Annotated in this window: 24 protein-coding genes and 1 riboswitch; of the genes, 15 read left to right on the top strand and 9 right to left on the bottom strand. The window is 54.8% G+C overall.

Translation table 11 applies throughout. The features are described from left to right. Positions 1–27: 27 nt before the first annotated feature. Together folB and bacA are read left to right on the top strand one after the other, a co-directional pair. The gene (gene folB, locus AAIG26_RS15175; RefSeq protein ID WP_343180886.1) at positions 28–396 is read left to right on the top strand and encodes a bifunctional dihydroneopterin aldolase/7,8-dihydroneopterin epimerase; all 369 of its coding nucleotides are present in this window, start codon (positions 28–30) and stop codon (positions 394–396) included. A 107-nt stretch (positions 397–503) separates the two neighbouring features. Further along, entirely contained in the window at positions 504–1,322 is an 819-nt protein-coding gene (bacA, locus tag AAIG26_RS15170) for an undecaprenyl-diphosphate phosphatase (protein ID WP_020455304.1), read from the top strand. An 11-nt stretch (positions 1,323–1,333) separates the two neighbouring features. On the opposite strand, the gene AAIG26_RS15165 is transcribed toward bacA, so the two are convergent. After that, positions 1,334–2,575: a multifunctional CCA addition/repair protein gene (locus tag AAIG26_RS15165; RefSeq protein ID WP_343180885.1), complete on the bottom strand. Its 1,242-nt coding sequence runs from the start codon at positions 2,573–2,575 to the stop codon at positions 1,334–1,336. Positions 2,576–2,642: 67 nt separating this feature from the next. Beyond that, a complete protein-coding gene (locus tag AAIG26_RS15160) occupies positions 2,643–3,257 on the bottom strand; it encodes a TIGR04211 family SH3 domain-containing protein (RefSeq protein WP_020455302.1) in 615 nt (204 codons plus the stop codon). 239 nt (positions 3,258–3,496) lie between these two features. On the opposite strand from AAIG26_RS15160, the gene AAIG26_RS15155 reads away from it, so the two are divergent. Genes AAIG26_RS15155 through hldE form a run of 3 tightly spaced genes read left to right on the top strand, consistent with a single transcriptional unit; the run spans position 3,497 to position 9,141 of the window. Continuing rightward, on the top strand, positions 3,497–4,798 hold the full coding sequence (locus tag AAIG26_RS15155; RefSeq protein WP_343180884.1) for an inorganic triphosphatase: 1,302 nt from the start codon (positions 3,497–3,499) through the stop codon (positions 4,796–4,798). 16 nt (positions 4,799–4,814) lie between these two features. Then, positions 4,815–7,664: a bifunctional [glutamate--ammonia ligase]-adenylyl-L-tyrosine phosphorylase/[glutamate--ammonia-ligase] adenylyltransferase gene (gene glnE / locus AAIG26_RS15150; RefSeq protein WP_160268644.1), complete on the top strand. Its 2,850-nt coding sequence runs from the start codon at positions 4,815–4,817 to the stop codon at positions 7,662–7,664. A 46-nt stretch (positions 7,665–7,710) separates the two neighbouring features. Further along, positions 7,711–9,141, top strand: coding sequence for a bifunctional D-glycero-beta-D-manno-heptose-7-phosphate kinase/D-glycero-beta-D-manno-heptose 1-phosphate adenylyltransferase HldE (gene hldE, locus AAIG26_RS15145; protein WP_343180883.1), 1,431 nt, complete (start codon positions 7,711–7,713; stop codon positions 9,139–9,141). A gap of 54 nt (positions 9,142–9,195) precedes the next feature. Here hldE and ubiK read toward each other — a convergent pair whose 3' ends face one another. Continuing rightward, positions 9,196–9,495, bottom strand: a complete 300-nt coding sequence (gene ubiK, locus AAIG26_RS15140; RefSeq protein ID WP_020455298.1) for a ubiquinone biosynthesis accessory factor UbiK — start codon at positions 9,493–9,495, stop codon at positions 9,196–9,198. Positions 9,496–9,617: 122 nt separating this feature from the next. Next, a riboswitch (FMN riboswitch) is annotated at positions 9,618–9,767 on the top strand. Positions 9,768–9,873: 106 nt separating this feature from the next. Here ubiK and ribB point away from each other — a divergent pair. Further along, entirely contained in the window at positions 9,874–10,527 is a 654-nt protein-coding gene (gene ribB, locus AAIG26_RS15135; protein WP_020455297.1) for a 3,4-dihydroxy-2-butanone-4-phosphate synthase, read from the top strand. 440 nt (positions 10,528–10,967) lie between these two features. On the opposite strand, the gene zupT is transcribed toward ribB, so the two are convergent. Then, on the bottom strand, positions 10,968–11,744 hold the full coding sequence (gene zupT, locus AAIG26_RS15130) for a zinc transporter ZupT (RefSeq protein WP_020455295.1): 777 nt from the start codon (positions 11,742–11,744) through the stop codon (positions 10,968–10,970). 197 nt (positions 11,745–11,941) lie between these two features. On the opposite strand from zupT, the gene ygiD reads away from it, so the two are divergent. The 4 genes from ygiD (at position 11,942) to AAIG26_RS15110 (ending at position 15,905) form a co-directional block, all read left to right on the top strand. Beyond that, complete coding sequence (gene ygiD, locus AAIG26_RS15125; protein ID WP_020455294.1) at positions 11,942–12,730, top strand: 4,5-DOPA dioxygenase extradiol; 789 nt, start codon at positions 11,942–11,944, stop codon at positions 12,728–12,730. Between the two features lie 309 nt (positions 12,731–13,039). Then, positions 13,040–14,017 (top strand): TRAP transporter substrate-binding protein, encoded by a 978-nt coding sequence (locus AAIG26_RS15120; RefSeq protein ID WP_020455292.1) that lies wholly within the window; start codon positions 13,040–13,042, stop codon positions 14,015–14,017. Positions 14,018–14,079: 62 nt separating this feature from the next. Continuing rightward, the gene (locus AAIG26_RS15115; RefSeq protein WP_343180882.1) at positions 14,080–14,589 is read left to right on the top strand and encodes a TRAP transporter small permease; all 510 of its coding nucleotides are present in this window, start codon (positions 14,080–14,082) and stop codon (positions 14,587–14,589) included. 29 nt (positions 14,590–14,618) lie between these two features. Further along, positions 14,619–15,905: a TRAP transporter large permease gene (locus AAIG26_RS15110; RefSeq protein WP_097406053.1), complete on the top strand. Its 1,287-nt coding sequence runs from the start codon at positions 14,619–14,621 to the stop codon at positions 15,903–15,905. Between the two features lie 38 nt (positions 15,906–15,943). On the opposite strand, the gene AAIG26_RS15105 is transcribed toward AAIG26_RS15110, so the two are convergent. From AAIG26_RS15105 to tolC, 3 genes are all read right to left on the bottom strand, one after another. Beyond that, positions 15,944–17,104: a glutathionylspermidine synthase family protein gene (locus AAIG26_RS15105; protein ID WP_020455289.1), complete on the bottom strand. Its 1,161-nt coding sequence runs from the start codon at positions 17,102–17,104 to the stop codon at positions 15,944–15,946. Between the two features lie 5 nt (positions 17,105–17,109). Then, complete coding sequence (locus AAIG26_RS15100; protein ID WP_020455288.1) at positions 17,110–17,778, bottom strand: DUF1190 family protein; 669 nt, start codon at positions 17,776–17,778, stop codon at positions 17,110–17,112. A gap of 142 nt (positions 17,779–17,920) precedes the next feature. Next, positions 17,921–19,351, bottom strand: coding sequence for an outer membrane channel protein TolC (tolC, locus tag AAIG26_RS15095; RefSeq protein WP_020455287.1), 1,431 nt, complete (start codon positions 19,349–19,351; stop codon positions 17,921–17,923). 206 nt (positions 19,352–19,557) lie between these two features. Between tolC and nudF the strand changes: the two genes are divergently transcribed. The 5 genes from nudF to parE are packed head-to-tail and all read left to right on the top strand — an operon-like array spanning position 19,558 to position 23,970. After that, positions 19,558–20,190, top strand: coding sequence for an ADP-ribose diphosphatase (nudF, locus tag AAIG26_RS15090; RefSeq protein ID WP_020455286.1), 633 nt, complete (start codon positions 19,558–19,560; stop codon positions 20,188–20,190). Next, a complete protein-coding gene (locus AAIG26_RS15085) occupies positions 20,187–20,609 on the top strand; it encodes a DUF1249 family protein (RefSeq protein ID WP_020455285.1) in 423 nt (140 codons plus the stop codon). Before nudF ends, AAIG26_RS15085 begins: the two co-directional genes overlap by 4 nt. A gap of 24 nt (positions 20,610–20,633) precedes the next feature. After that, positions 20,634–21,461, top strand: a complete 828-nt coding sequence (gene cpdA, locus AAIG26_RS15080) for a 3',5'-cyclic-AMP phosphodiesterase (protein WP_044489489.1) — start codon at positions 20,634–20,636, stop codon at positions 21,459–21,461. Continuing rightward, on the top strand, positions 21,461–22,036 hold the full coding sequence (yqiA, locus tag AAIG26_RS15075) for an esterase YqiA (protein WP_020455283.1): 576 nt from the start codon (positions 21,461–21,463) through the stop codon (positions 22,034–22,036). The genes cpdA and yqiA overlap by 1 nt, the downstream gene beginning before the upstream one ends. 41 nt (positions 22,037–22,077) lie before the next feature. Beyond that, positions 22,078–23,970 (top strand): DNA topoisomerase IV subunit B, encoded by a 1,893-nt coding sequence (parE, locus tag AAIG26_RS15070; RefSeq protein ID WP_020455282.1) that lies wholly within the window; start codon positions 22,078–22,080, stop codon positions 23,968–23,970. Positions 23,971–24,051: 81 nt separating this feature from the next. Here the strand turns inward: parE and AAIG26_RS15065 are convergent, their stop codons facing one another. Both AAIG26_RS15065 and AAIG26_RS15060 read right to left on the bottom strand, forming a co-directional pair. Then, positions 24,052–24,174, bottom strand: a complete 123-nt coding sequence (locus AAIG26_RS15065; protein ID WP_276307069.1) for a hypothetical protein — start codon at positions 24,172–24,174, stop codon at positions 24,052–24,054. 55 nt (positions 24,175–24,229) lie between these two features. Continuing rightward, entirely contained in the window at positions 24,230–25,102 is an 873-nt protein-coding gene (locus tag AAIG26_RS15060) for a helix-turn-helix domain-containing protein (protein ID WP_045512095.1), read from the bottom strand. Positions 25,103–25,145 lie beyond the last annotated feature (43 nt).

Below are 25,145 nucleotides of genomic sequence, written 5' to 3'. Positions count from 1 at the left end.
GGCGGGGCAAATAGCAGGCGAGGTGAAATGGACATTGTATTTATAGAGCAACTTTCGGTTATCACCACCATTGGTGTTTACGACTGGGAACAGACCATTGAGCAGAAGCTGGTGTTCGATATCGAAATGGCCTGGGATAACCGCGTGGCGGCGAAAAGCGACGATGTGAATGATTGTCTGAGCTACGCGGATATCGCTGATGTGATTATCGGCCACGTCGAAGGCGGGCGTTTTGCACTGGTTGAACGCGTTGCGGAGGAAGTCGCTGAGCTGCTGCTGGCTCGTTTTAATTCTCCCTGGGTACGTATCAAATTGAGTAAACCTGGCGCGGTTGTGCGCGCGCTGAATGTGGGTGTGGTTATCGAACGTGGCCTAAATCTGAAAGAAAGTATTTAAATTCATAATAGTTAAACCAAGCGCTAGTATTCAGGTCATAGATCTCGGTCTTTCGCGGCTTCTCCACGGGATAAGCCGTTTTTTATATCTTTTTAGGGGTTTATTTGATGGGCGATATGCATTCATTGCTGGTAGCAGCCATTCTGGGTGTCGTTGAAGGTCTCACAGAATTTCTGCCCGTATCCAGTACCGGTCACATGATCATCGTGGGGCATTTATTAGGCTTTGAAGGTGATACGGCAAAAACGTTCGAGGTGGTGATCCAGTTAGGTTCGATCCTCGCGGTGGTGGTGATGTTCTGGCGACGTTTGTTTGGCCTGATTGGCATTCATTTCGGCAGGCAGCCGCATGAAGGGACTGGCACCGGCCGCCTGACGCTGATTCATATCCTGTTAGGCATGATCCCGGCGGTGGTACTGGGGCTGGTATTCCACGATACCATCAAATCGCTATTTAACCCGCTCAATGTGACCTATGCGCTGGTAGTCGGGGGTTTCTTGCTGATCGCCGCCGAAGTGCTGAAGCCGAAAGTCCCGCGCGCGCAGGGCGTGGATGATATGACCTATCGCCAGGCGTTTATGATTGGTTGTTTCCAGTGTCTGGCGCTGTGGCCGGGTTTTTCCCGCTCCGGGGCGACGATCTCCGGCGGCATGTTGATGGGCGTTAGCCGCTATGCGGCGTCCGAGTTCTCTTTCCTGCTGGCGGTGCCGATGATGATGGGCGCGACGGTACTGGATCTCTACAAGAGCATGGGCTTTCTCACCGTGGGTGATATCCCGATGTTCGCCGTGGGCTTTATCACCGCATTTATCGTTGCGCTGATCGCTATCAAAACCTTCCTGGAGCTGATTAAACACATCTCCTTTATTCCGTTTGCGATTTACCGTTTTGTGGTCGCAGCAGCGGTTTATCTGGTCTTCTTCTAAGACTTGCGCCCTCAGTCTTTCGGCTGAGGGCAACGATGTTCCTTCCAGACCGCCAGCGCTGCAATCCGTCGACGCGTCAGTTCTTCCCGCACTTCTGCTCCCGTAAACCCTGCCTCTATGACTGCTTTCGTTGGCACGGCGCGCGCCACTTCCCAGGCTTCACGCAGTAAACGCCCCTGCGAATAGTCGCAGGCTTCAAAACCGGTGCGCCCACGCACGTCCGCTTCGCTGGTCAGTGCGATTTGCTCGACACGCTGCGGTTTACGCCATGCGTCGATGGAATCGAACAATTTGACGATGGTTTTCGGCTGCAAAATGGGGAAGGTATGGATCAGGTCGTGAAACTCCGCCACCAGTTTGGCTAAATCGCGGATCTCGTTGGGTACGCGCAGCCGCTGGCACAACCCCTCGACCAGTTTAACGCCCGCCGGGCCGTGCCCATGATGGCGCGGCCAGAGCGATTTTGGCGTCAGCGCTTTGCCTAAATCGTGGCACAACGTGGCGAAACGCACATCCACCTGCGGGCTGAGCATCGCCGCCATCGAGAGCGTCATTAACGTGTGCACACCTGTATCGATCTCCGGATGCCATTTCGCCGGTGCCGGTACGCCAAACAGCGCGTCGATCTCCGGGAACAGCACTTTCAGCGCACCGCAATCGCGTAGCACCTGGAAATAAACCTGCGGATTGCGGGTTTGCAGCGCGCTCTCGGTCTCTTTCCACACCCGTTCGGGTGTCAGGTGTTCAAGTTCACCCGCATCGGTCATCGCGCGCATCAGAGCCAGCGTTTCATCGGCGATACGGAAGCTAAGGTGCGCGTAACGGGCGGCAAAGCGCGCGACGCGTAACACGCGCAGCGGATCTTCACCAAAAGCCGGGGAGACGTGGCGCAGAATGCGGTTACGCAGATCCTGCTGGCCGCCATAGGGATCGATAATCTCGCCCTGGCTATCTTGCGCCAGCGCGTTCACGGTTAAATCACGGCGCAGCAGATCCTGCTCCAGCGTCACGTCTGGCGCGGCATAACAGGTGAAACCGGTATAGCCGGAGCCAGATTTGCGCTCGGTACGCGCCAGCGCATACTCTTCGTGGCTTTGCGGGTGGAGGAATACAGGAAAGTCGCGGCCTACCTGCTGGTAGCCCGCGTCGAGCATCTCTTGCGGCGTCGCGCCGACAACAACCCAATCTTTGTCTTTGACCGGCAGGCCCAACAACGTATCACGAACTGCACCACCGACCAGATAACTCTTCACGCCGCCACTCTCCTCTACACATTTGCCGACAGATAATACGTAAGTGTAGAGAAGATGGCGAATCTGCTTAGTTCATCCAGCGATCTTTGCGTTTACGGGTGGGGATCATATGCGGTAACAACAGGCCGAGGATCAGGCCCGCGCCCAGCACGCCGCCGCCATACATAAACCACTGCATAATGATGGTGCGCTGTTTGTCATCGAGTTGCAGGTTCGCGGCATTCACCTTCTTCTGCGCCACAATTAACTCATTTTTGAGCTTTTGATTTTCATCTTTCAGACCGCTAATCACGCCATCGCTCTGGGCGACTTTCTGCTGCATCTCAGCGGTTTTCTGGTTCCAGGTATTATCGATATTGCTCAGTTTATCGGTCAGCGTTTTCACCTGGTTTTCCAGCTCTGGCACGCGGGTGCGCAGACTTGGCTGGCTGTTCAGCTCTTTCAGTGGGATCCACGCGGTACGCCCGGTGCTATCGCGCACCTGGCCGTAATCACTGTTTTCCTGCAACAGCGTGACTTCCTCGCCGGCATTTACCGTGCCGACAAGGCGATAATTATCGCCCGGGCCGCTACGTACCCAGGTATTCAGTTCATCGGAAACATAACGTTTTTCTTCGGCGTGGGTACCAACAGACACGCTAAGTGCAAAAAGGGTTAATCCAATCAGGCGTAATTTTGGCATCAGGCAGTCATTATTTTCATTAAACGTGAGTGATAAACAGTGGCAACAGTCTGACGACACCCGGCTGCTGGCATCAATCGGAATCTTCCAGGTCAAACTGCGCACTTACGCGAACTTTTGCACCCGTCAGATTGCGCATTGCATGGCAATTTGACGCAAAATACTATCTACTGACAAACATCGGGCGCGTTAGTTCGCCGAAATTTTCACTGATGTGACATAACCATAAGTGCAAGGCCATGGCTCAGGAAATCGAATTAAAGTTTATCGTGAAGAGCGATAGCGTGGAAACGCTTCGTCAACTTCTGCACACGCTGACCGAAGAACATATCGCGTCCAGCCAGTTACTCAACATCTATTACGAGACGCCGGATAACTGGCTGCGCGGCCACGATATGGGGCTGCGCATCCGCGGTTTTGACGGTCAGTACGAGATGACGATGAAAATCGCCGGGCGGGTAATTGGCGGTTTGCATCAGCGGCCTGAATACAATATTCCGCTTACCCAGCCGGAACTCGATCTGGCGCGCTTCCCGGCAGAAGTATGGCCTGATGGCGTACTTCCGCAAGATTTACAGGCGCGAGTGCAGCCGCTGTTTAGCACCGATTTCTACCGTGAAAAATGGCTGGTTAACGTTGGCGAGAGCCGCATTGAGATTGGCCTTGATTTAGGCGAAGTCAAAGCGGGTGAATTTGTTGAGCCGATTTGCGAACTGGAGCTGGAACTGCTGAGCGGTTCTCCGGCGGATATCCTCAAGCTGGCGCGCCAGCTGGTGAATGTCTCCGGGCTGCGTCAGGGTAGCCTGAGCAAAGCGGCGCGCGGTTACCACCTGGCGCAGGGCAATGCCGTGCGCGAACGCCGCCCAACGGCGATTCTGCAAACCCCTGCCAAGGCCAGCGTTGAGCAGGCTTTTGCCGCCGCGCTGGAACTGGCGTTGTCGCAATGGCAATACCATGAAGAGCTGTGGGTGCGAGGAAATGAGAAAGCGAAAGCCGATGTTCTGAGCGCCATTGCCTTGCTGCGCCACACGCTGGCGCTGTTTGGCGGTATTGTCCCACGCAAAGCGAGCGCTCACTTACGTGATCTGCTGACCCAGTCTGAAGCGACCATTACGTCTGCCGTTTCAGCGAATACGGCGGTGTGGAGCGCGCAGTCAGCCCTGGCGAAACTGGTGCTCACCGAGTGGTTAGTGACGCAGGGCTGGCGAACCTTCCTTGATGAAAAAGCGCAGGCCAAATTCGCCGACTCCTTTAAACGCTTTGCCGATGTCCATCTGTCACGCTGCGCCGCCGAGCTGAAAAAAGCCTTTGCCCAGCCGCTGGGCGACAGCTATCGCGACCAGTTGCCGCGCCTGGCGCGTGATATCGACAGCGTGTTACTGATGGCCGGGCATTACGATCGCGCACGCGCCGTGGAGTGGCTGGAAAACTGGCAGGGGCTTCAGCACGCCATTGAAACGCGCCAGAGAGTCGAAATCGAACATTTCCGTAATACCGCGATTACCCAGGAGCCGTTCTGGTTGCACAGCGGAAAACGTTAACGAAAGGATATTTCGCATGCCGCACCACGCAGGATTGTCGCAACACTGGCAAACGGTTTTTTCTCGTCTGCCGGAAGCGCTCACCGCGCAGCCACTGAGCGCGCAGGCGCAGTCAGTGCTCACTTTTAGTGATTTTGTTCAGGACAGCATCATCGCGCATCCTGAGTGGCTGGCAGAGCTTGAAAGCGCGCCGCCGCCGGCGAATGAGTGGCAACACTATGCGCAGTGGCTGCAGGCGGCGCTGGAGGGTATCACCGATGAAGCCTCGCTGATGCGCGCGCTGCGGTTGTTTCGCCGTCGCATCATGGTGCGCATCGCCTGGAGCCAGGCGCTCCAGTTGGTGGCGGAAGAGGATATCCTGCAACAGCTCAGCGTGCTGGCGGAAACCCTGATTGTTGCCGCGCGCGACTGGCTCTATGACGCCTGCTGCCGTGAGTGGGGAACGCCGTGCAATCCGCAAGGCGTGCCGCAGCCGATGCTGGTGCTCGGTATGGGCAAACTGGGCGGCGGCGAACTCAATTTCTCATCCGATATCGATTTGATTTTTGCCTGGCCGGAAAATGGCGCAACGCGCGGCGGACGCCGTGAACTGGATAATGCGCAGTTTTTTACCCGCCTTGGTCAACGGCTGATTAAAGTCCTCGACCAGCCAACGCAGGATGGCTTTGTCTACCGCGTCGATATGCGCTTGCGCCCGTTTGGCGACAGCGGCCCGCTGGTGCTGAGCTTTGCCGCGCTGGAAGATTACTACCAGGAGCAGGGGCGCGACTGGGAGCGCTACGCGATGGTGAAAGCGCGCATTATGGGCGACAACGACGGCGACCATGCGCGAGAGTTGCGCGCAATGCTGCGCCCGTTTGTTTTCCGCCGCTATATCGACTTCAGCGTGATCCAGTCCCTGCGCAACATGAAAGGCATGATTGCCCGCGAAGTGCGTCGCCGTGGCCTGAAGGACAACATAAAACTCGGCGCTGGCGGGATCCGCGAAATTGAATTTATCGTCCAGGTTTTCCAGCTGATTCGCGGCGGTCGCGAGCCTGCGCTGCAATCGCGTTCGCTGTTGCCGACGCTTGCGGCCATTGATCAACTGCATCTGCTGCCGGATGGCGACGCAACCCGACTGCGCGAGGCGTATTTGTGGCTGCGACGGCTGGAAAACCTGCTGCAGAGCATCAATGACGAACAGACACAGACGCTGCCGGGCGATGAACTGAATCGCGCGCGCCTCGCCTGGGGAATGGGTAAAGAGAGCTGGGAAGCGCTGAGCGAAACGCTGGAAGCACATATGTCGGCGGTGCGCCGGATCTTTAACGAACTGATTGGCGATGATGAAACGGATTCGCCGGAAGATGCCCTCTCTGAGAGCTGGCGCGAACTGTGGCAGGATGCGCTGCAGGAAGAGGATTCTACGCCTGTGCTGGCGCATCTCGCAGAGGACGATCGCCGCCGCGTAGTGGCGCTGATTGCCGATTTTCGCAAAGAGATGGATAAACGCACTATTGGCCCGCGCGGGCGGCAGGTGCTCGATCACTTAATGCCGCATCTGCTCAGCGATGTATGCTCGCGTGACGATGCGCCAGTGCCGCTGTCGCGCCTGACCCCGCTGCTTACCGGGATTATTACCCGCACCACATACCTTGAGCTGCTGAGTGAATTCCCTGGCGCACTGAAACACCTCATTTCCCTGTGCGCCGCCTCGCCGATGGTTGCCAGCCAACTGGCGCGCTACCCGATCCTGCTCGATGAACTGCTCGACCCGAACACGCTCTATCAACCGACGGCGATGAACGCCTATCGCGATGAGCTGCGCCAATACCTGCTGCGCGTGCCGGAAGAGGATGAAGAGCAACAACTTGAGGCGCTGCGGCAGTTTAAACAGGCGCAGTTGCTGCGCGTGGCGGCGGCGGATATCGCCGGTACGTTACCAGTAATGAAAGTGAGCGATCACTTAACCTGGCTTGCGGAAGCGATTATTGATGCGGTGGTGCAGCAAGCCTGGGGGCAGATGGTGGCGCGTTACGGCCAGCCGACGCATCTGCACGATCGCGAAGGGCGCGGTTTCGCGGTGGTCGGTTATGGCAAACTGGGCGGCTGGGAGCTGGGTTACAGTTCCGATCTGGATCTGGTGTTCCTGCACGACTGCCCGATGGATGTGATGACTGATGGCGAGCGTGAAATCGATGGTCGCCAGTTCTATCTGCGACTTGCACAGCGCGTGATGCATTTGTTCAGCACGCGCACATCGTCCGGCATTCTTTATGAAGTCGACGCGCGTTTGCGCCCATCTGGCGCTGCGGGAATGCTGGTGACCACTGCGGAATCGTTCGCTGATTATCAGAAAAACGAAGCATGGACGTGGGAACATCAGGCGCTGGCCCGCGCGCGCGTGGTGTATGGCGATCCGCAACTGACCGCCGAGTTTGATGCCATTCGCCGCGATATCCTGATGACGCCGCGCGACGCCACTACGCTGCAAACCGAAGTGCGCGAAATGCGCGAGAAAATGCGTGCCCATCTTGGCAACAAGCACAAAGACCGCTTCGATCTGAAAGCCGATGAAGGCGGTATCACCGATATTGAGTTTATCGCCCAATATCTGGTACTGCGTTTTGCCCATGACAAGCCGAAACTGACGCGCTGGTCGGATAACGTGCGCATCCTTGAAGGGCTGGCGCAAAACGGCATCATGGATGAGCAGGAAGCGCAGGCATTGACGCTGGCGTACACCACATTGCGTGATGAGCTGCACCACCTGGCGCTGCAAGAGTTGCCGGGACATGTGGCGCTCTCCTGTTTTGTCGCTGAGCGTGCGCTTATCAAAACCAGCTGGAACAAGTGGCTGGTGGAACCGTGCGCCCCGGCGTAAGTGTGATATCATCGCGCGCAAATTTTGTATCTCTCAGGAGACAGGAATGAAAGTGACGCTGCCAGAGTTTAAGCAAGCCGGTGTAATGGTGGTGGGTGATGTGATGCTGGATCGTTACTGGTACGGTCCAACCAGCCGTATCTCTCCGGAAGCGCCAGTCCCGGTTGTGAAAGTCGATACCATTGAAGAGCGACCGGGCGGTGCGGCAAACGTGGCGATGAACATTGCCTCGCTGGGCGCAACGGCGCGTCTGGTTGGTCTGACTGGCATTGACGATGCGGCGCGCGCGCTGAGCAAAGCGCTGGCGGATGTTAACGTTAAATGTGACTTCGTTTCTGTTCCGACGCATCCAACCATCACTAAGTTGCGCGTGCTGTCGCGCAACCAGCAACTGATTCGCCTGGATTTTGAAGAAGGTTTTGAAGGGGTTGATCCGCAACCGCTGCATGAACGCATCAGCCAGGCACTTGGCAACATTGGCGCACTGGTGCTGTCCGATTACGCCAAAGGGGCGCTGGCAAGTGTTCAGCAGATGATCGCGCTGGCCCGCAAAGCCGGTGTGCCGGTGCTTATCGATCCGAAAGGCACGGATTTTGAACGCTATCGCGGTGCCACGCTGCTGACTCCGAACCTGTCCGAGTTTGAAGCGGTGGCCGGGAAGTGCAAAAGCGAAGATGAGATCGTGGAACGCGGCATGAAATTGATTGCCGATTACGAGCTCTCTGCGCTGCTGGTTACCCGTTCCGAGCAGGGGATGACGCTGTTGCAGCCGGGCAAAGCGCCGCTGCATATGCCGACCCAGGCGCAGGAAGTGTATGACGTCACCGGTGCGGGCGATACGGTGATTGGCGTGCTGGCGGCGACGCTGGCGGCCGGGAATTCGCTGGAAGAGGCGTGCTACTTCGCCAACGCGGCCGCAGGCGTGGTGGTCGGTAAACTCGGTACCTCAACCGTGTCGCCAATCGAGCTTGAAAATGCCGTGCGTGGCCGTGCGGAAACCGGCTTCGGTGTGATGACGGAAGACGAACTGAAAGTCGCTGTCGCGGCGGCGCGTAAGCGCGGCGAGAAAGTGGTGATGACCAACGGCGTGTTCGACATTTTGCATGCCGGGCATGTCTCTTATCTGGCGAATGCGCGCAAACTGGGCGATCGCCTGATTGTTGCGGTTAACAGCGACGCGTCCACCAAACGCCTGAAAGGGGAAACCCGTCCGGTGAACCCGCTGGAGCAGCGCATGATTGTACTGAGCGCGCTGGAGGCGGTGGACTGGGTGGTATCGTTTGAAGAGGATACGCCGCAGCGTCTGATTGCCGGGATCCTGCCGGATCTGCTGGTGAAAGGTGGTGATTACAAACCCGAACAGATCGCGGGCAGCGAAGATGTGTGGGCGAACGGCGGGGAAGTGCTGGTGCTCAACTTTGAAGACGGCTGCTCAACCACCAACATCATCAAAAAGATCCAGAAAGACAGCCAATAACGGCGCTGCTGGTGAATGGTGAAAAGAAAAAGCCCTCTTTATGAGGGCTTTTTACTATTGTTCATCAACCGGTGGAATGGCGGGGGCCGGTTTCACTTCGGTGACGTTGCCGCTGCTGCGGCTTTCCAGCTCGCTGAGGCGCTGTTCCAGCAACGCCAGTTTTTCGCGGGTGCGCAGCAGAACCTGCGTCTGCACGTCAAACTCTTCACGGCTCACCAGATCGAGGCGGGTTAACTGCGATTGCAGCGTCTGACGGATTTTCTTTTCAACGTCTTCCCCAAACTCACGGATCCCTTTCGGCATGGATTCGTGAACCTGTCGCGCAATCTGTTCAATTTTCTTCGGATCAATCATGTTGGGGTCCCTGTTCGGATAGGCTCATAGGGTTATTGTAGTGTGATAACCCCAGGTGATAAACCAGAATTGTTTGAAGCTTATGCATTGCCGAAGATTATCAATGGCGTTATAGTTATCGCGCTTATTCTCAGGGCGGGGCGAAATTCCCCACCGGCGGTAAATCAGCGCATGCTGAAAGCCCGCGAGCGCTTCAGGTTAACGCCTGAAGGTCAGCAGATCCGGTGTAATTCCGGGGCCGACGGTTAAAGTCCGGATGGGAGAGAGTAACGAATCTGTCGGGCAATGACGCCCGCTCGCGTTATTTTTTTGCCGCATTGCGACACTCCTAAGACTGCCCTGATTCTGGTAACCATAACTTTATTGAGGTCTTTTACCATGAATCAGACGCTGCTTTCTTCTTTTGGCACGCCTTTCCAACGTATTGAACACGCGCTTGCCGCGCTGCGCGAAGGCCGCGGTGTGATGGTGCTCGATGACGAGAACCGCGAAAACGAAGGCGACATGATTTTCGCCGCCGAAACCATGACCGTTGAGCAGATGGCACTGACCATTCGCCACGGTAGCGGCATTGTTTGCCTGTGCCTGACCGACGAACGCCGTAAACAACTCGATCTGCCAATGATGGTAGAGAACAACACCAGCGCATTTGGCACCGGTTTTACTGTGACCATTGAAGCGGCGCATGGCGTAACCACCGGCGTTTCGGCGGCTGACCGTATTACTACTGTTCGTGCGGCGATTGCCGATGGCGCAAAACCGTCCGATCTGAACCGTCCTGGTCACGTGTTCCCGCTGCGTGCGCAGCCGGGTGGCGTGCTGACCCGTGGTGGTCACACAGAAGCGACTATCGATTTAGTGACGCTGGCAGGCTTCAAACCGGCGGGTGTGCTATGTGAATTAACCAATGATGATGGTTCAATGGCGCGCGCCCCGGAATGCATCGCGTTTGCGAAACAGCACAATATGGCGGTAGTGACGATTGAAGACCTGGTGGCTTATCGCCAGGAACATGAGCGCAAAGCCAGCTAACAGTTAACCTTCTCCGTAAAAATCCGCAGCCAAGAGCTGCGGATTTTTTTGCCTGTCCTGCATCAAAGTTTGGCGCGCTTCTGGTCATCACGCATTGAAAATGAATTGTTCTACTTATAAAGTGGTAAGCGCTACAGCGAGTATTAAAAGGGATTTGAGATTTTTCTAACTCGTTCCATTTAAGTGGCTTTGTAATTAATTTGTGAAGCAATTTTTGCCGAATATATGACGGAGGCAATGTGTTCATTTCCTGGTATTGGATTGTGGCTGTTGTTGTGATTGTCTTTGGTTATATCCACGTGCTTAAACGTAATTGCAAAGCCTGCCGTCATGATCGGGAAGCGATATATAAAGGTTATTTACGCGTGGTGGAGGAGTTGAAAAAACACCGGCGCGTTGGGCAGGGCGATTAATACACCGCTGCCCGTCATCACTCTGACTTACCCGCCAAACCCCATCGCCTGTAACGCCACCAGGCTTAATCCCATCACCGACATGCCGCACAGCACGCCATAGCTTGGGTTGTTATTGGGATCGATCTCTTTTGCCAGCGGCATCAGCTCATCGACCGACAGCGCTACCATGATCCCGGCGACTGCAGCCATAATCGCCGCCATCACTACCGGTGATACCAGGCTTCCCAGAATCAGCCACGCCAGCACCCCACCAAGGATTTCCGCCATACCTGAAATACCCGCCCAGAAAACCGCACTGCGTTTTGACCCGGTCGCCGCATAGACCGGCCCTGCAACCGCCAGTCCTTCAGGAATATTGTGTAATGCGACCGCAAAAGCGATGCCAAAGCCGAGTTCCAGGTCGTTACTGGCGGTAACGTAAGTGGCGATCCCTTCTGGAAAGTTATGCAGGCTGATACCGAGCGTCAGCAAAATGGCGGTACGGCGAATGCCGCGCGGAAAAGTTTGCTGTGTGCCCTGCATTAAATCTTGCGGATGCGCGTGCGGCAGCAGGCGATCCAGTGCGAAATAGCCCAGCAACCCGACCACAAACATGCCGTAGCCGAGCATGGGCGACATATTTTCCGTTGCCAGCGCGGCGGGCAGCATCTCCATCAGTGAGATAAGCAGCATGATCCCGGCGGCAAAACCGAGCGAAAACGCCAGTACGCGGTTTGAGGGCTTCTGGCCGATAACACCAAGAAGCGCGCCAATAAACGTCGCCGCGCCTGCCAGGATGGTCAGAATCAAAGGTACTGACATAAGTTACTCCTTTATGATAATCATTCTCATTAATCTAAGATTTTGTTGCAAAAAAAGCGAGACGGAGTGGCGGCCTTTACGCATTCCTTACATTCAAAATTACTGATGATCTTCATCATGGTTATCTGAGTTCTTCACCCGCCGAAAAAGCGTAATCTACGTTTATCAAAATAGACACACTCAGTAAGGATATCACCATGTCAGCACCTCGCATGCCTGCACTGTTTTTGGGCCACGGCAGCCCAATGAATGTGCTGGAAGATAACGTTTATACCCGCGCCTGGAGCGCTCTGGGCGAGACGCTGCCACGCCCGAAAGCGATTGTGGTGGTATCCGCGCACTGGTTTACTCGCGGAACCGGCGTGACCGCTATGGAAGCGCCGAAAACTATCCATGATTTCGGCGGTTTCCCGCAGGCGTTATACGATACGCATTACCCTGCTCCGGGCTCGCCGGAACTGGCGCAACGCCTGGTGGAATTACTCTCGCCAGTGCCGGTAACGCTGGATAAAGAAGCCTGGGGTTTTGACCACGGTTCATGGGGCGTGTTGATTAAAATGTACCCGAACGCGGATATTCCGATGGTGCAGCTCAGTATCGACAGCACTAAACCGGCGGCATGGCACTTCGAAATGGGGCGCAAACTGGCGGCACTTCGCGATGAAGGTATTATGCTGGTGGCCAGCGGTAATGTGGTACATAACCTGCGTACTGCGCGCTGGCATGGCGAAAATACGCCGTATCCGTGGGCCATTGCGTTCAATGATTATGTGAAAGAGAACCTGACCTGGCAGGGGCCAGCCGAGCAGCATCCGTTGGTCAATTATCTTGACCATGAAGGTGGTTCGCTCTCTAACCCGACGCCGGATCACTTCCTGCCGTTGCTGTATGTGCTTGGCGCATGGGATGGCAGGGAACCTGTGTCGATACCGGTCGATGGTCTCGAGATGGGATCGCTCAGTATGCTCTCGGTGCAGGTTGGCTAAATGAATGGCGCGTTATGCGCCATTTTTTTGCCTGAAAATGGAAAACTTCGAGGAGGATCGCAAAAAAAAGCACCTGAAATACGGTTTTTTTGAAAATAAAAAGAGCTTCGCTACAAAAATGAAACGCCGTGCTGAATTTCGGCTCTTTTTGTGAACATCATCGTCGCAATAACCCACCTGAGTGACTACGCTTCAGAATGTCTGTTTTTCAGACATACCCATAAAAACAATCCGGTGTAATGCCACGAACATTCTGTTCGCGGTCGGTCTTTTGCGCCTAAAAAATAAACCCTCTGGAGACACGGAAATATGAACTCAGCGAAAACCTTACTGAAAGTCTGTATTAGTTCCGCTCTGCTGTTTATCTCCCACGCCTCTGTCGCCCAAACCTTTCGCGCTGCCGATGTTCACCCCGCCGACTACCCCAATGTGGTGGCGGTAAAACATATGGGGGAAAAGCTCAGTAAGGCGACAGACGGTCGGCTGGATATTAAGACCTTTCCAGGCGGCGTATTAGGCGATGAGAAGCAAGTCATTGAACAGGCACAAATTGGCGCCATTGATATTATTCGTGTCTCTATGACGCCAGTGGCGGCGATATTACCGGAGATAAATGTCTTTACGCTGCCCTATATTTTCCGCGATGAAGACCATATGCACAAAGTGCTGGATGGCATGATTGGCCAGGAAATTGGTAACCGCCTGTCGGAAAGCAGCAAATCACGGCTGATCTTCCTGGGCTGGATGGACGCCGGGACGCGTAACCTGATCACCAAAGCGCCAGTCACTAAGCCGGAAGATCTTAAGGGTATGAAGATCCGCGTGCAGGGCAGCCCAATTGCGCTCGATACCCTTAAAGCGATGGGCGCTAACTCGGTGGCGATGGGGGTTAGTGAAGTGTTCAGCGGAATGCAAACCGGCGTGATCGATGGTACGGAAAATAACCCGCCTACTTTCGTTGCGCATAACTATTTACCGGTCGTCAAAAATTATACCTGGAGTAAGCATTTTATTATTCCCGAGCTGTTTTTGTTCTCAAAAGCCAAATGGGACAAGCTGAAAAAAGAGGATCAGGAATTAATTCTGAAACTGGCGAAAGAGGCCCAAGCTGAGCAGCGAGAATTATGGAAAACCTATAACGAAAAATCGCTGGAAGCGATGAAAACGGGCGGCGTGCAATTCCATGACATCGATACCAAAGCGTTTTTTGAAGCGACACAACCGGTTCGTGATAAATACGGCAAAGAGCATCAGGAGCTGATTACCCGTATTCAACAAGTGCAATAACTTTTGCCGGGCAGGCGCGTTTTGTGTTCTGCCCACTTGCAACTTTCACCGGGAAAACTGCTATGGCTGAACGCTATTCGTTGTTGATGGATATTCTGTACCGGATATCGATGTGGATTGCAGGTCTGGCGCTGTTAATTATGGTGGCGATTATTCCGGTGGGCATTTTCGCCCGCTACGTCATGAACAGCGCGTTATCGTGGCCGGAGCCGGTCGCCATTATTTGCATGGTGACCTTTACCTTTATTGGTGCCGCCGTGAGTTACCGCGCGGGTTCGCATATTGCAGTCAGTATGGTTACCGATCGTTTAAGCGAACCGCTGCGCAAAATCTGCTTTGTGATTGCGGAGGTGATGCTGCTGGCGATCAGCGTTTTTATTCTCTGGTACAGCACTGCGTTATGCGCGGAATTATGGGAACAACCGGTCGCCGAATTCCCGCTCTTTACCGCAGGAGAAAGCTATTTGCCGCTGCCTGTCGGTTCTGCCATTACCATCTTGTTTATTATCGAAAAAATGCTTTTTGGCGCGCAATATCACCGCCTGGTGGTGATGCTGGGTTCGTCGAGCTAATCCCCGATCACATCCCGTAAGGAACGTTTATGGATGCATTTATTCTGCTCTTTACGCTGGCTATTATGCTGGCGGTGGGTGTACCGGTGGCTTACGCCGTGGGCATTAGCGCGGTGCTGGGCGCGTGGTATATCGATATTCCACTGGAAGCGGTGATGATCCAGCTGACGAACGGCGTGAATAAGTTCTCGCTGCTGGCGATCCCGTTTTTTATTCTCGCGGGCGCGATCATGGCCGAAGGGGGGATCGCCCGGAGGTTGGTGAATTTCGCCTATATCTTTGTCGGCTTTATTCGCGGCGGACTGTCGTTGGTAAATATAGTCGCTTCCACATTTTTCGGCGCAATTTCCGGATCGTCCGTGGCAGATACCGCCTCGATCGGTTCGGTGATGATCCCGGAAATGGACAAAAAAGGGTATCCGCGTGATTTTGCCGCCGCGGTCACCGCCAGCGGCTCGGTGCAGGCGATCTTAACGCCGCCGAGCCATAACTCGGTGATCTACTCGCTGGCGACGGGCGGTACGGTTTCTATTGCCGCGCTGTTTATCGCCGGGATCCTGCCGGGGCTGTTGCTCAGTTTTACACTGATGGTGATGTGCGTAGCATTCGCCCATAAACGCGGCTATCCAAAAGGGGAGCGCGTGCCGTTTCGCCAGGCGTTGAAGATCTTCGTGGATACGCTGTGGGGGCTGATGACTGTGGTGATCATCATGGGCGGTATCCTGTCCGGGATTTTCACTGCGACAGAGTCAGCGGCGATCGCCTGCCTGTGGGCCTTTTTCGTCACCATGTTTATTTACCGCGATTACAAATGGTCGGAACTGCCTAAACTGATGTACCGCACCGTTAAAACGGTGACGATCGTGATGATCCTGATTGGCTTTGCGGCCGCGTTCGGGGCGGTAATGACCTATATGCAATTGCCCGCTCGCATTACGGAAGCCTTTACCCAAATTTCGGATAACAAATACGTTATTTTGATGTGCATTAACATCATGCTGCTGTTGCTCGGCACGCTGATGGATATGGCACCGCTGATTTTGATCCTGACGCCGGTGCTGCTGCCGGTGACCAATGCACTGGGCATCGATCCGGTACATTTTGGCATGATCATGCTGGTGAACCTGGGAATTGGATTGATCACCCCGCCTGTCGGATCGGTGCTGTTTGTCGCCAGTGCGGTCAGTAAGCAGAAGATCGAACAGGTGGTAAAAGCGATGTTGCCGTTCTATCTGATCCTGTTCCTTGTATTGCTATTGGTGACCTATATTCCGGCGATCTCGCTGTTCCTGCCGAAGCTGTTTGGCGTGTTGTAAGGCAATAAAAAACCCGGCCTGCGTTGCCGGGTTTTCTCTTATTCCACAAAGATATGCGGATAGAAGCGGGAGAGATCCTGCGTTATCAATGCGCGATCTTCGCGAATGCCGATCCCGGCGGGTTGATCGTTGATAAGCCAGCTGCCAATCAGCGTATAGCTGTCGCCGAATTTGGGGAGCGGGCAGAACTGTTGCACGATCATGCCTTCTTCGCCATACGGCCCTTCAACGGCTTCGACCGTTTTGCCATTTTCAATGATTGACACATTGGCGCCTTCGCGGGAAAAAATAGGTTTAACAACGTATTTTTCCATCTCCGGGTGCGCGTCTTCGGCAAAATAAGCTGGCAACAGGTTCGGATGATCCGGGAACATTTCCCACAACATTGGCAACAGTGCTTTGTTGGAGATAATGCTTTTCCAGGCGGGTTCCAGCCAGCGTACGCCTGCGTCTTCCAGCTTGGTCGAGAACATTTCGCGCAGCATATATTCCCACGGATAGAGCTTAAACAGGTTACCAATCACCTGGTCTTGCAAATCCGTGAACTGGCCTTTTTCCCCGAGACCAATATCTTCGATATAAAGGAATTCGGAGGCCAGCTCTGCTTCTGCCGCACAATCCTGCAAATATTGCACCGTACCGCGATCTTCGACCGTATCGCGGCAGCAGGTGAAATGCAGCAGCTGAAAACCGTGCTGCTCACGCAGCTCGGCAAAGCGCTCAATCAGCTTCTCTTGCAGGCTATTGAACTGATCGCTGCCTTGCGGCAGGTTGCCGGCGTTGAGCTGATCTTCCAGCCAGATCCACTGAAAAAACGCTGCTTCATACAGCGAAGTCGGCGTATCAGCATTGTTTTCCAGCAGCTTAGGTTCGCCCACGCCATCCCAGGCGAGATCGAGGCGCGAATACAAAGAGGGCTGATGCGTGGCCCATGACTGGCGCACAAAACTCCAGGTGTGCTTAGGAATGCGAAACTTCGCCATCAGCTCATCGCTGGCAACGACTTTCTCCACCACCTTCAGGCACATCTGGTGCAATTCTGCGGTGACCTCTTCCAGCTTTTCAACCTGTGCAAGCGTCAGCTTGTAATAGGCATCTTCACACCAGTACGGCTCGCCGTACATGGTGTGAAAGTTGAAGCCGTACTCGGTGGCTTTTTCGCGCCAGTCCGGGCGCTCGGTAATACTGATTCTTTCCATGGCGCTTAGCCGCCCATTGAACGGGTGGTTGTACCGCTGGCGCTACGCTGCATGGTGTTCTGCTTCGCCACAGACTCACCAAAGCCGCCGCGCGTTACCGTGGTAGTGGTCGCCGGTTTCGGTGCCATCGCCGTTTTCGGCACGTTAATGGTACGGCCAGGCTGCGCTGCGCCATAGCCTTTACCGGAAGCATCGGTGTACTGACCGTAAGCCGGGCTGGCCGGGTTACGCGAGCTGAACAGCGGCTGCTGCGCAAAGCCTGCGCCGCCACCCATCATACGGCCCATCATGTAACCGGCCATCAGCGGCATCCAGAAGCTGCCGCTGGACTGCGCCTGTGCCTGGTTTTCCGGCGCTACGCCAGCCTGCACCGGTGCTGCCTGGCACTGACCTTCACCGAACTCGGCAACGCAATCTTCACGCGTGGCATATTTCGGTGCGGTACGCTCGGCTTCTTTCAGCGCGTTGTTATATGCGGCGGTACATTCCGCGCTTTTCCCCGGGTTCGCCGATGAGCAATCATCCGCGTTTTGATAAAGGGAAACTGTCTCGTCACTTTTTTCACAACCCGCCAGCATAAAAACGGCGGTAACCGCCAGCGCGACAGGCGTTAGATGGCGCGCGCTCCAGCTTTTGCGGAACGTCGCATGTTGGATGTTTTTTGTCCGTTTCATTGTAATATTCCTGGACCCCAAAGGCATGAGTAAACGCTCAGGATAGAGGATGAGGGAGGGAAGTTAAAGCAAGGAGGGGAGGCCTTTACGTTGCCTTACGTAAAAACGGGGGCTGGATGCCCCCGTTGTCGAAAAGTACTGCTTAACGTTTCACGCTGGTGCGTGCGGCGGCAGGTTGCGCGTTGCCGTTGAAGTTATCAACGCTGGCTGCCTGCTGCGCATTTTCAGGCGCGACGCTTTCCGGCGAGGTATCGACCGGTTTACCCAGCGTGCTGTTCAGCGCCAGCAGATCCTGCTCGTTCAACGAACCCAGCGCGGCTTTGATGTTCAGCTGGTTGATCAGGTAATTGTAACGTGCGCTGGAGAGCTGCTGCTTGGCGTTATACAGCGTGGTGGTCGCGTCCAGCACATCGACGATAGTACGCGTACCCACGGAGTAACCCGCTTCCATCGCATCCAGAGAGCTCTGGGCAGAAACCACTGCCTGTTTGTAGGCGTTGATGCTGCTGATGGAGGCATTCACGTTGTTAAAGGAGGAGCGCACGGTCTGCACCACGTTGCGGTGCGCGCTTTCCAGTTGCTCGCTTGCGCCAACAAAGTTGTACTGCGCCTGTTTGACCTGCGAACTCACCTGGCCACCCTGATACAGCGGCAGGGAGAAGCTCAGACCCACTTTATTCTGGCCGGCGTCAACATCCGGGTTTTGCGCACTTTTGGAGCCGCTGTAAGAGGTGTTAGAAACACCTGTAGAGGCGGTTAAATTCAGCGTTGGCAAATGACCATCCTGCGCCTGGCGAATTTGCTCGCGCGCCAGATCCTGGCTCAGACGCGCCTGCAACAGCGTCAGGTTACGGTTTTCCGCTTCCTTCAGCAGCGCATTAACGGCTTGCGGTTTATCGGTCTTGAAGTTGTCGACGTTCAGCGAGGCCAGTTGCGGGTAGTAATTCCCGGTGACCTGACGCAGCGCTTCCACCATGTTGTCGAGGTTGTTGCGCGCGGTCACTTCGTTCGCCAGAACGGTATCGTACTGCGAGCGGGCGTTTTGCACGTCGGTGATGGCGACCAGGCCAACGTTAAAGCGTTGGGTCGTTTGATCCAACTGGCGGTAGATAGACTGTTTCTGTGCTTCAGTGTAGGAAAGCGTATCAATGGCGCTCAATACGTTGAAATAGGCGGTGGCCGTATTCAAAATCAACGTTTGCTGATCGGTCTGCCAGGTGACGTCCTGAATACCCGCGGTTTTTTCCTGCAGCGTCAGGGCGCGCCATTTTGACATATCAAAAATGGTTTGCGTTAACTGCAGGGAAGCGCTGGTGACATTCGAATTGACACCTTTGCTGTCACGGTAGCCATTGGAATAGTCATAATCTGCACCCAAACCAAGCTGAGGCAGTAACGGGCTACGCGCTTCGTTAATCTTTTCAAAAGCAGCATCGCGGTCAGCGGCGGATTTACGCAGATCCGGGTTGCTCAAACGCGCCTGCTGATAAACCTGTAACAGGTTTTCTGCCTGGCTCATGGCGCTGAAGCCGGTCAGGCTCAGGCCGATAAGGAGGGGGAGCAATTTCTTCATTTGCATTCCTTGTTGTGAAGCAGTATTAGCGCTGGTCTAAATTAGAAAAAATAATCGCCGATTCTACCAGATAGTGGCACCGCTTCAGCTTGGCGTAACGTGCCATCGGCGTAAATATGCATCAATCTATCACATAGCACTTGAAACGATAGCTATACAGGCTTGAAATCAACTGTTTTGTCATTATTTCAAAAGAGACGCCGCCCATGAGTAAGCCAGTAACATCCGCAGTGACTTTCACAAAAAACGATGTAGAAATTATTGCACGGGAAACACTCTATAGCGGTTTTTTTTCGCTCGATCTATACCGCTTTCGCCACCGTTTATTCAATGGCGAAATGAGCGGTGAAGTCCGCCGTGAAATTTTTGAACGCGGTCATGCCGCAGTCTTGCTACCCTTTGACCCAGTGCGCGACGAAGTTGTGCTGATCGAACAGATCCGCATTGCGGCGTTTGATACCAGCGAAACCCCATGGTTACTCGAAATGGTGGCCGGCATGATTGAAGAGGGCGAAAGCGATGAAGATGTTGTGCGTCGCGAAGCCATCGAAGAGGCCGGTCTGCACGTTGGTCGTGTGAAAAGAATGTTGAGTTATTTGGCAAGCCCTGGCGGCACCAGCGAGCGTTCCGCCGTGTTGGTGGGCGAAGTGGATGCCACGCAGGCCTCGGGTATTCATGGTCTGGTGGATGAAAACGAAGATATTCGTGTTCATGTGGTGAGCCGGGAACAGGCTTACCAGTGGGTAGAAGAGGGGAAAATCGACAACGCAGCGTCTGTCATTGCCCTGCAATGGCTGCAACTGCATCATGAGAGCTTACGAAACGAGTGGAAAAAATGAAGCGTTATACACCTGACTTCCCAGAAATGATGCGCCTGTGCGAAACCAATTTCGCCCAGTTGCGCCGCTTGCTGCCGCGTAATGACGCAGCGGGCGAAACGGTGAGCTATCAGGTGACCAACGCGCAGTACCGGTTAACGATAGTCGAGTCCACCCGCTACACTACGCTTGTGGAAATTGAACAGACCGCGCCATCAATTAGTTACTGGAGCTTGCCGTCAATGACGGTGCGCCTTTATCACGATGCGATGGTGGCTGAAGTGTGTTCGAGTCAGCAGATCTTTCGTTTCAAAGCGCGTTATGATTATCCGAATAAAAAGTTGCATCAACGCGACGAAAAGCATCAAATTAACCAGTTTTTGGCCGATTGGCTGCGTTACTGTTTAGCACATGGAGCAATGGCGATTCCGGTTTGTTAGCGTCGTGAAACCTAAGGACACCATTTGGAAAGCCTGTTAAACCTCTCTCTGGCGGGTGAGCCCAGAGTGAGGGTATTACAAATAACTGATTCTCACCTGTTTGCCGAAAAGCATGAAACGTTGTTAGGGGTGAATACCTGGGAAAGCTATCAGGCGGTACTGGAGGCTATCCGCTCTCAGCAGCGTGAATGCGATCTTATTGTCGCCACCGGCGACCTGGCACAGGACCATACCGCTGCGGCTTATCAGCTTTTCGCTGATGGCATCGCAAGCTTTGACGCGCCTTGTGTTTGGCTGCCGGGTAACCACGATTTCCAGCCCGCCATGTACAGCACGCTGCAGGATGCGGGGATCTCGCCAGCGAAACGCGTTTTTGTCGGCGAGCACTGGCAAATTCTGCTGCTGGACAGCCAGGTGTTTGGCGTACCGCACGGTGAATTGAGCGAGTTCCAGCTTGACTGGCTGGAGAAGAAACTCACCGACAGCCCGCAGCGCCACACCTTATTGCTGCTCCATCATCATCCACTCCCTTCCGGCTGCAGTTGGCTCGATCAACACAGCCTGCGTAACGCGGGTGAACTGGATAACGTGCTACAGCGTTTTCCGCAGGTGCGGTATCTGTTGTGCGGGCATATTCACCAGGAGCTGGATCTCGACTGGAACGGCCGCCGTCTGCTGGCGACGCCATCGACCTGCGTCCAGTTTAAACCGCACTGCGCCAACTTTACGCTTGATACCATCGCGCCCGGCTGGCGCTGGCTGGATCTCTACCCGGACGGAACGTTGCACACAGAAGTTTGCCGTCTGGAAAGCACCCAGTTCAGGCCGGATACCGCTTCAGAAGGTTACTGATGTCCACGCTCCTTTATCTGCACGGGTTTAACAGCTCGCCGCGTTCCGCCAAGGCGACGCTGCTTTCGCAATGGCTGGCGCAGCATCACCCGGAGATCAACGTGATTGTGCCGCAACTGCCACCTTATCCCGCTGCGGCGGCAGAATTGCTGGAATCACTGGTGCTGGCGCAGGGCGGAAAACAGCTCGGTATCGTCGGCTCTTCGCTCGGCGGCTATTACGCCACCTGGCTTTCGCAATGTTTCATGTTGCCTGCGGTGGTGGTGAATCCCGCGGTGCGACCATTTGAATTGCTGGCAGATTATCTTGGCAATAACGAGAACCCCTACACAGGGCAGCAATATGTGCTAGAGTCTCGCCATATTTACGAGCTCAAAGTGATGCAAGTTGACCCGCTCGAAGCGCCGGATTTAATCTGGCTGCTACAACAAACCGGGGACGAAGTGCTGGATTACCGCCAGGCGGTGGCATATTACGATGCCTGCCGTCAGACAGTGGAAGAGGGCGGAAACCATGCCTTTGTGGGCTTTGAGAATCATTTCACACAGATTATCGATTTCCTTGGGCTGCATTGAGCCATCAGGGAAACGATGCGGTCACTATCTACGAACAAACCATGACGCAATCCTACAACGCTGATGCCATAGAGGTACTCACCGGGCTTGAGCCGGTTCGCCGCCGTCCGGGGATGTACACCGATACCACGCGCCCTAACCATCTGGGCCAGGAAGTTATTGATAACAGCGTCGATGAAGCGCTGGCGGGCCACGCTAAGCGCGTGGACGTGATCCTGCACGCCGATCAGTCGCTGGAAGTTATCGATGACGGGCGCGGTATGCCGGTGGATATCCACCCGGAAGAGGGCGTTCCGGCCGTTGAGCTGATCCTCTGTCGTCTGCACGCGGGCGGTAAATTTTCCAATAAAAACTACCAGTTCTCTGGTGGCTTGCACGGCGTCGGCATCTCGGTGGTTAACGCCTTGTCCCGCCGCGTGGAAGTGACCGTCAAGCGTGACGGCCAGGTCTATAGCATCGCGTTTGAAAACGGTGAAAAAGTGCAGGATCTGCAAGTGATCGGCACCTGCGGTAAACGCAATACCGGCACCAGCGTGCATTTCTGGCCGGACGAATCCTTCTTTGATAGCCCGCGTTTTTCCGTGTCCCGTTTGACCCATCTGCTGAAAGCCAAAGCCGTGCTTTGCCCGGGCGTTGAGATCACCTTTAAAGATGAGGTGAACAACGCCGAGCAGCGCTGGTGCTACCAGGATGGCCTGAACGATTATCTGTGCGAAGCGGTAAATGGCCTGCCGACGCTGCCGGAGAAACCGTTTATCGGCAATTTCTCTGCTGAAACGGAAGCGGTGGATTGGGCGCTGCTGTGGCTGCCGGAAGGCGGCGAGCTGCTGACGGAAAGCTACGTCAACCTGATCCCCACCATGCAGGGCGGCACGCACGTTAACGGTCTGCGTCAGGGATTGCTGGACGCGATGCGCGAGTTTTGCGAATACCGCAATATTCTGCCGCGTGGCGTGAAGTTGTCGGCGGAAGATATCTGGGATCGCTGCGCTTATGTGCTGTCAGTGAAGATGCAGGATCCGCAGTTCGCCGGGCAGACCAAAGAGCGATTATCTTCCCGTCAGTGCGCCGCGTTTGTTTCTGGCGTGGTGAAAGACGCATTCAGCCTGTGGTTGAACCAGAATATTCAAACGGCGGAACTGCTGGCGGAGATGGCGATCTCCAGCGCCCAGCGTCGTATGCGCGCCGCCAAAAAAGTGGTGCGTAAAAAGCTGACCAGCGGCCCGGCGTTGCCTGGCAAGCTGGCGGATTGCACCGCGCAGGATCTGAACCGCACCGAACTGTTCCTCGTGGAAGGTGACTCGGCGGGCGGCTCCGCGAAACAGGCGCGCGATCGTGAATACCAGGCGATCATGCCGCTGAAAGGTAAGATCCTGAACACCTGGGAAGTCTCTTCGGATGAAGTGCTGGCCTCGCAGGAGGTGCACGACATTTCGGTGGCGATCGGCATCGATCCAGACAGCGACGATCTGAGCCAGTTGCGTTACGGCAAGATCTGTATTCTCGCGGATGCGGACTCCGATGGTCTGCACATCGCTACTTTACTGTGTGCATTGTTCGTGAAGCACTTCCGCTCCGTGGTGAAAAACGGCCACGTCTACGTGGCGCTGCCGCCGTTGTACCGTATCGACCTTGGCAAAGAGGTTTATTACGCGCTCACGGAAGAAGAAAAAACCGGTGTGCTGGAGCAGTTAAAACGCAAAAAGGGCAAACCGAACGTGCAGCGCTTTAAAGGGCTGGGCGAAATGAACCCGATGCAGTTGCGCGAAACTACGCTTGATCCGAATACCCGTCGCCTGGTGCAACTGGTGATTAACGACGAAGACGAGCAGCAGACCAACGCGATGATGGATATGTTGCTGGCGAAGAAGCGTTCAGAAGATCGCCGCAACTGGCTGCAGGAAAAAGGCGATATGGCGGACATTGAAGCCTGATCCCGTCTGGAAGGCTTGCCCGGCTCGCGAATGCGCGGGTCGGGTAAGTCAGTTAAGTTTGCAACGCAGCCACTTTCACCATCAGTTCAGTTTGGGATAGTAGCTCTTCTCGTAGCGATAGATATTCACCAACGCATGACCGCCGTCCGGGCTGGCGTGGCGCAACCCATCTGGCAGTGCAGTTTTCAACTGCGACAGTTTCATTAACGCTTGCTGAATACGTTGCGGCAATAAGTCGTTGAACTGATTTACCGCTTCGTTAACCCCCCTCGTTACGCCGACAGTCAGCCCGATTTTTCCGGTATTGCAGCGGCGTTTCGCCAATGCCTTTCTTAAACGCGCTGATAAAGTAAGTCACATCGGAAAAGCCCACTTCGCTGGCGATATGATGAATGGCCAGCGCGCTATGCAGTAGCAAGTCGCATGCTTTGCGCAAGCGCAAGGTGTTCAGATACTGGTGGATAGGTTCGCCGGTCTCAAAATGGAAACGGCGCGAGACATAGCTGCGGGATTTTCCTAACTCCTGCGCCAGCTGCGCAAGACTGAATTTCTGCCGGTAATTCTCCTCCAGCCAGAACATCACCGGCGTGGCAATGCCGTTGCGTTCATCCGGCAATTTCTGCTTATCTTCCGGCAACATACTCAACAGATTAAGCAACAAACAGGCGACCTGTTCGCCATTCAGACTGTGGTTTTCGGCAAGCCTCGCGTAGCTGCTAAACAGGTGGTCGATATGCGGGTGAATAGCCGCGACATCCATCACCACCGCCGCGCCACCGCGTAAAGCGAGATGCTGCAAACGCTGGTGATTGTGCGGGAACGCGCGCAGGTTTTGCAGCACGGCATGGTGATCAACGTGAATAATGGTGCGCCGATAAATGGCCTGCGCTTGCTCATCCACCATCACTTTATGGATGGTGAAAGGCGGAAAGAAAAAGAGCCGCCCAGGGCGCATGGTGTACTGGCGGTTATCAACCATCACCACGCCAAAACCCTCTTCAACGTACAGCACCTCCAGACACTGGTGCCAGTGGTGATAACGCACGGTATTGGCGAACAGGCGGCTAAACGACACCACCGCATCGTTTAACGTGATCAATTCAAGCCGTTCGTTCTGCAATGGTGTCGTCATAGTGCAACCCATCTCAATTTTTAACCCGCAGGGTCCATTTATA

The organism is Kosakonia sp. PSU_27 (assembly GCF_039409795.1).
Taxonomy (GTDB): domain Bacteria; phylum Pseudomonadota; class Gammaproteobacteria; order Enterobacterales; family Enterobacteriaceae; genus Kosakonia.
This window is presented reverse-complemented; position numbering and strand designations above follow the sequence as displayed.

What these genes read in the sequence shown, in the direction of transcription:
- folB (WP_343180886.1), top strand. Translation starts at nt 28, where the DNA reads ATGGACATTGTATTTATAGAGCAACTTTCGGTTATCACCACCATTGGT.
- bacA (WP_020455304.1), top strand. Translation starts at nt 504, where the DNA reads ATGGGCGATATGCATTCATTGCTGGTAGCAGCCATTCTGGGTGTCGTT.
- AAIG26_RS15160 (WP_020455302.1), bottom strand. Translation starts at nt 3,257, where the DNA reads ATGCCAAAATTACGCCTGATTGGATTAACCCTTTTTGCACTTAGCGTG.
- AAIG26_RS15155 (WP_343180884.1), top strand. Translation starts at nt 3,497, where the DNA reads ATGGCTCAGGAAATCGAATTAAAGTTTATCGTGAAGAGCGATAGCGTG.
- glnE (WP_160268644.1), top strand. Translation starts at nt 4,815, where the DNA reads ATGCCGCACCACGCAGGATTGTCGCAACACTGGCAAACGGTTTTTTCT.
- hldE (WP_343180883.1), top strand. Translation starts at nt 7,711, where the DNA reads ATGAAAGTGACGCTGCCAGAGTTTAAGCAAGCCGGTGTAATGGTGGTG.
- ubiK (WP_020455298.1), bottom strand. Translation starts at nt 9,495, where the DNA reads ATGATTGATCCGAAGAAAATTGAACAGATTGCGCGACAGGTTCACGAA.
- ribB (WP_020455297.1), top strand. Translation starts at nt 9,874, where the DNA reads ATGAATCAGACGCTGCTTTCTTCTTTTGGCACGCCTTTCCAACGTATT.
- zupT (WP_020455295.1), bottom strand. Translation starts at nt 11,744, where the DNA reads ATGTCAGTACCTTTGATTCTGACCATCCTGGCAGGCGCGGCGACGTTT.
- ygiD (WP_020455294.1), top strand. Translation starts at nt 11,942, where the DNA reads ATGTCAGCACCTCGCATGCCTGCACTGTTTTTGGGCCACGGCAGCCCA.
- AAIG26_RS15120 (WP_020455292.1), top strand. Translation starts at nt 13,040, where the DNA reads ATGAACTCAGCGAAAACCTTACTGAAAGTCTGTATTAGTTCCGCTCTG.
- AAIG26_RS15115 (WP_343180882.1), top strand. Translation starts at nt 14,080, where the DNA reads ATGGCTGAACGCTATTCGTTGTTGATGGATATTCTGTACCGGATATCG.
- AAIG26_RS15110 (WP_097406053.1), top strand. Translation starts at nt 14,619, where the DNA reads ATGGATGCATTTATTCTGCTCTTTACGCTGGCTATTATGCTGGCGGTG.
- AAIG26_RS15105 (WP_020455289.1), bottom strand. Translation starts at nt 17,104, where the DNA reads ATGGAAAGAATCAGTATTACCGAGCGCCCGGACTGGCGCGAAAAAGCC.
- AAIG26_RS15100 (WP_020455288.1), bottom strand. Translation starts at nt 17,778, where the DNA reads ATGAAACGGACAAAAAACATCCAACATGCGACGTTCCGCAAAAGCTGG.
- tolC (WP_020455287.1), bottom strand. Translation starts at nt 19,351, where the DNA reads ATGAAGAAATTGCTCCCCCTCCTTATCGGCCTGAGCCTGACCGGCTTC.
- nudF (WP_020455286.1), top strand. Translation starts at nt 19,558, where the DNA reads ATGAGTAAGCCAGTAACATCCGCAGTGACTTTCACAAAAAACGATGTA.
- AAIG26_RS15085 (WP_020455285.1), top strand. Translation starts at nt 20,187, where the DNA reads ATGAAGCGTTATACACCTGACTTCCCAGAAATGATGCGCCTGTGCGAA.
- yqiA (WP_020455283.1), top strand. Translation starts at nt 21,461, where the DNA reads ATGTCCACGCTCCTTTATCTGCACGGGTTTAACAGCTCGCCGCGTTCC.
- parE (WP_020455282.1), top strand. Translation starts at nt 22,078, where the DNA reads ATGACGCAATCCTACAACGCTGATGCCATAGAGGTACTCACCGGGCTT.
- AAIG26_RS15065 (WP_276307069.1), bottom strand. Translation starts at nt 24,174, where the DNA reads ATGAAACTGTCGCAGTTGAAAACTGCACTGCCAGATGGGTTGCGCCAC.
- AAIG26_RS15060 (WP_045512095.1), bottom strand. Translation starts at nt 25,102, where the DNA reads ATGACGACACCATTGCAGAACGAACGGCTTGAATTGATCACGTTAAAC.